3 protein-coding genes are annotated in these 4,982 nt (G+C 70.1%); 1 reads left to right on the top strand and 2 read right to left on the bottom strand.

All coding sequences use genetic code 11. The annotated features are described in order from the left end of the window. Nucleotides 1-145 precede the first annotated feature (145 nt). Nucleotides 146-802: an MBL fold metallo-hydrolase gene (locus ACWDSL_RS51810; protein WP_450496555.1), complete on the bottom strand. Its 657-nt coding sequence runs from the start codon at nt 800-802 to the stop codon at nt 146-148. A gap of 4 nt (nt 803-806) precedes the next feature. Continuing rightward, nucleotides 807-1,529: a maleylpyruvate isomerase family mycothiol-dependent enzyme gene (locus tag ACWDSL_RS51805; protein WP_450496554.1), complete on the bottom strand. Its 723-nt coding sequence runs from the start codon at nt 1,527-1,529 to the stop codon at nt 807-809. A gap of 229 nt (nt 1,530-1,758) precedes the next feature. Here ACWDSL_RS51805 and uvrA point away from each other — a divergent pair, with 229 nt between their 5' ends. Further along, nucleotides 1,759-4,788: an excinuclease ABC subunit UvrA gene (gene uvrA, locus ACWDSL_RS51800; protein WP_450496552.1), complete on the top strand. Its 3,030-nt coding sequence runs from the start codon at nt 1,759-1,761 to the stop codon at nt 4,786-4,788. Nucleotides 4,789-4,982 lie beyond the last annotated feature (194 nt).

The following is a 4,982-nucleotide window of genomic DNA, read 5'->3' as shown; positions in this document are numbered from 1 at the left end:
TCTGGCGCGGCGCGCGCCCTCCCGGGCGCCGCGCGGGCCGCTCTCACGCCGTGCCGCACGTCGCTCTCACTCCACGCCGCGCGCGTTGCTTCCACGCCATGCCGCGTGCTGCCCTCATGCGCCGCGGTCGCTCACCACGCCTCGTTCACCAGCCGCGCTCGCGCCACTCGCCCAGGTGCGGGCGCTCCGCGCCCAGGGTGGTGTCGTCGCCGTGGCCGGGGTACACCCAGGTCTCGTCCGGCAGCTGATCGAAGAGCTTGGTCTCGACGTCGTCGATCAGGCTCGCGAACGCCTTCGCATCCTTCCAGGTGTTGCCGACTCCGCCCGGGAAGAGACAGTCGCCGGTGAACACATGCGGATGGCCGTGCGGGTCGTCGTAGACCAGGGCGATGCTGCCCGGTGTGTGCCCCACCAGGCGGCGGGCGGTCAGCTCGACCCGGCCGACGCGCAGCGTGTCCCCGTCCTCGACCAGGACATCGGTGGGGACCGGGATGCCCTCGGCGTCGTAGCGGCCCGCGTAGGTGCGGGCGCCGGTGGCCTCCACCACCTCGCGCAGCGCGCCCCAGTGGTCGGGGTGGCGGTGGGTGGTGACGACGGACGCGATACCGCTGCTCCCGATGAACGGGATCAGGGTGTGCGGCTCGGCCGCGGCGTCGATGAGCAACTGCTCGTCGGTGGCGCGGCAGCGCAGCAGATAGGCGTTGTTGCTCCCCGGACCGACCGCGACCTTCGAGATCATCAGATCGGTCAGTTCATGCACATCCGCCGGCCCGCCGACCTTCACCGCTCCGCTGTACGTCATGGCCTCAGCCTAGCGGCGGGAGGGTCGGCAGGGGCGCGTCCCGGCAGGACAGATCCGCCCCGCCCGTACGCCCGCTCAGCCACCCCAACAGGGCGGCGGGGGAGCCCTCGACGGTCAGCGGCGGCTCGGTGCCCGCCCGGCCGGTGTGCCGGGCCCGGCCGCCGTCACGCGACACCAGCCGCAGCGGGGGGACGTCGGGGTGGCCCGCGAACCTCTCCTCGGCGAGGAAGTCGAGCTCCTGCTCGACGAACGCGGCGGGCAGATTCGCCAGGGTGTAGCCAACCCCGAGGTCCACATGGTGCAGCTCGACCTCGGCCAGCCTGCGGAAGGGCAGCCGGCCGGCCTGCTCGACGACGCCGCGCCGCATGGTGACCTCGAAGGGCCGACGGTTCGCGGGGAGCGCAGCGGCCGCCGCGTTGAAGCGGAACGCGCTGGTGCGCAGATCGTCGAGGTGGATGGGGAGCAGACGGGCCGCCGCGTCCTCGATCTCCCGGTCGCGCGTGTTCTCGCTCGTGTACATGGGGGTCGGCTCCCCGGTGCGCGCCCATGTGAGGAGATTCACCAGGGCGTCCGCGTTGCGCGCCAGATGCGCCAGTACATGGCCCCGGGTCCAGCCGGGGAGCAGCGAGGGTTCGGTCACGGCAGTCTCGTCCAGCCTGGACACCGAAGCCATCAGCCGGTCGGTCGCACCCCGCACCGCGGCCGCGTCCCGCGCGTAATCAGTCATGCTCTGACGGTAGTCCGCACCACACGTTCGGGTGAAGCTGTCGTCCTTGGCCCGCAAATCGAATGTGCGTGCTATAGGCTCGTGTGCTGCATCCTTAAAGACATCGCCGCAGCGCCCCCTACCCTGGGTCGGGGGGCTTCGCCTCGCTCCGGTTCTGCGCACCGGCAGAGCCTCCACGGAAGCGGGGCCCGCGGACCCCACACCTCTCTCAAGAAAGGTGCAGACCGGCGTGGCCGACCGTCTCATCGTCCGTGGCGCTCGCGAGCACAACCTCAAGAACGTCTCGCTCGACCTTCCTCGCGACTCCCTCATCGTCTTCACCGGGCTCTCCGGGTCGGGCAAGTCCTCCCTCGCGTTCGACACGATCTTCGCGGAGGGGCAGCGCCGTTACGTCGAGTCCCTCTCCTCGTACGCGCGCCAGTTCCTGGGGCAGATGGACAAGCCCGACGTGGACTTCATCGAGGGCCTGTCCCCGGCGGTGTCCATCGACCAGAAGTCCACCTCGCGCAACCCCCGCTCCACGGTCGGCACCATCACGGAGGTCTATGACTACCTCCGGCTGCTGTTCGCCAGGATCGGCAAGCCGCACTGCCCCGAGTGCGGCCGCCCGATCACCCGCCAGTCGCCGCAGGCGATCGTCGACAAGGTGCTGGAGCTGCCCGAGGGCAGCCGGTTCCAGGTGCTGTCGCCGCTGGTGCGCGAGCGCAAGGGGGAGTTCGTCGATCTCTTCGCCGATCTCCAGACCAAGGGCTACAGCCGGGCGCGGGTGGACGGCACGACCATCCAGCTGACCGACCCGCCCAAGCTGAAGAAGCAGGAGAAGCACACCATCGAGGTGGTCATCGACCGCCTCACGGTCAAGGACAGCGCCAAGCGGCGGCTGACCGACTCCATCGAGACCGCGCTCGGGCTCTCCGGCGGCATGGTGATCCTCGACTTCGTGGACCTCGACGAGGACGACCCGCAGCGCGAGCGGATGTTCTCCGAGCACCTCTACTGCCCGTACGACGACCTGTCCTTCGAGGAGCTGGAGCCGCGCTCCTTCTCCTTCAACTCGCCCTTCGGCGCCTGCCCGGAGTGCACCGGCATCGGCACCCGTATGGAGGTCGACCCCGAGCTGATCATCCCGGACGAGGAGAAGTCGCTCGACGAGGGCGCCATCCACCCCTGGTCCCACGGCCACACCAAGGACTACTTCGCCCGGCTGTACGGCGGGCTGGCCGACGCGCTCGGGTTCCGTACGGACATCCCCTGGGCCGGGCTTCCGCAGCGCGCCAAGAAGGCGCTGCTCTACGGGCACAAGACACAGATCGAGGTCCGCTACCGCAATCGCTACGGGCGGGAGCGCGCCTACGTCACGTCCTTCGAGGGCGCGGTGCCCTTCGTCCGGCGGCGGTACACGGAGGCGGAGAGCGATTCCAGCCGCGAGCGCTTCGAGGGCTATATGCGCGAGGTGCCCTGCCCCACCTGTGAGGGCACCCGGCTCAAGCCGCTCATCCTGGCCGTCACGGTGGAGGGCCGCTCCATCGCCGAGGTCTCCGCGATGTCGATCAGCGAGTGCGCCGAGTTCCTGCGCGACATGAAGCTGAGCGCCCGCGACAAGACCATCGCCCAGCGGGTGCTCAAGGAGGTCAACGAGCGGCTGCGGTTCCTGGTCGACGTCGGCCTGGACTATCTCTCGCTCAACCGCGCGGCGGGCACGCTCTCCGGCGGCGAGGCACAGCGCATCCGGCTGGCCACCCAGATCGGCTCCGGCCTGGTCGGCGTGTTGTACGTACTGGACGAGCCGTCGATCGGGCTGCACCAGCGCGACAACCACCGGCTGATCGAGACGCTGGTGCGGCTGCGCGATCTGGGCAACACGCTGATCGTCGTCGAGCACGACGAGGACACCATCAAGGCCTCGGACTGGGTGGTGGACATCGGCCCGGGCGCGGGCGAGCACGGCGGCAAGGTCGTCCACAGCGGGCCGCTCGCCGAGCTGCTGGCCAACGAGGAGTCGATGACCGGCCAGTATCTGGCCGGGAAGAAGTCCATCGAGCTGCCGGGGATGCGCCGGCCCATGGACCCGGAGCGGCAGCTGACGGTCCACGGCGCCCGGGAGAACAACCTCCAGGACATCGATGTGTCCTTCCCGCTCGGTGTGCTCACCGCCGTCACCGGCGTCTCCGGGTCGGGTAAGTCCACCCTGGTCAACGACATCCTGTACACCCACCTGGCCCGCGAGCTGAACGGGGCGCGGGCCGTCCCGGGCCGGCACACCCGGGTCGCCGGCGACGACCTCGTCGACAAGGTGGTGCACGTCGACCAGTCGCCCATCGGCCGCACCCCGCGCTCCAACCCGGCGACGTACACCGGCGTCTTCGACCATGTGCGCAAGCTGTTCGCGGAGACGATGGAGGCCAAGGTCCGCGGGTATCTGCCCGGGCGCTTCTCCTTCAACGTCAAGGGCGGCCGCTGCGAGAACTGCTCCGGCGACGGCACCATCAAGATCGAGATGAACTTCCTGCCGGATGTGTATGTGCCGTGCGAGGTCTGCCACGGCGCCCGCTACAACCGGGAGACGCTGGAGGTGCACTACAAGGGCAAGTCCATCGCCGAGGTGCTGGACATGCCCATCGAGGAAGCGCTCGACTTCTTCGAGGCGGTGCCGACGATCTCCCGCCATCTGCGCACGCTCAACGAGGTCGGGCTCGGTTACGTCCGGCTCGGGCAGCCCGCGCCGACCCTCTCCGGCGGCGAGGCGCAGCGCGTCAAGCTCGCGAGCGAGCTGCAGAAGCGGTCGACGGGGCGCACGGTCTATGTCCTGGACGAGCCCACGACCGGGCTGCACTTCGAGGACATCAGCAAGCTGATCACGGTGCTGTCCGGACTGGTCGACAAGGGCAATACGGTGATCGTCATCGAGCACAACCTCGATGTGATCAAGACGGCCGACTGGGTCGTGGACATGGGCCCGGAGGGCGGCAGCGGCGGCGGTCTGGTCGTCGCCGAGGGCACCCCCGAGGAAGTGGCCTCGGTCCCGGCCAGCCACACCGGCAAGTTCCTCAGGGAGCTGCTGGGGGACCTGGTGAGCGACGCGGTGGCGCCGGTCGGCCGGAAGGCCGCGAAGAAGGCCCCCGCGAAGGCCGCTGCGAAGGCCGTTGCCAAGGCTCCGGCGAAGAAGGCGGCAGCCAAGAAGACCGCTGCCAAGACGACCGCGGCCAAGAAGGCGGCGGCGAAGACGACGGTCTCCGGACGGCGCGCGGCGGCGAAGTAGCGCGCGCCGAAGGCGCCGTGGCTATACGCCGGAGCGTGCCGCGCCCCTGCTCGGGCACGGCACGCTCCGCCCCCGCCGCGCGAGCGCCGGCAGCTCTGACTTCGCCCCGGCAGGTGGTGCGGCAGCACCTGCCCTCCCGCAGCGCCAGCCCCGCCGCCACCAGCTCTGTGAGCCGGTCGGTCAGCATGCGCTCG

It is taken from the genome of Streptomyces sp. NPDC000941 (genome assembly GCF_053599555.1).
The sequence above is the reverse complement of the archived record's forward strand: the minus strand, read 5'-3'. Positions and strand labels throughout refer to the sequence as shown.

Coding starts and splice junctions, on each gene's coding strand:
- ACWDSL_RS51810 (WP_450496555.1), bottom strand. CDS start 802: ATGACGTACAGCGGAGCGGTGAAGGTCGGCGGGCCGGCGGATGTGCAT.
- ACWDSL_RS51805 (WP_450496554.1), bottom strand. CDS start 1,529: ATGACTGATTACGCGCGGGACGCGGCCGCGGTGCGGGGTGCGACCGAC.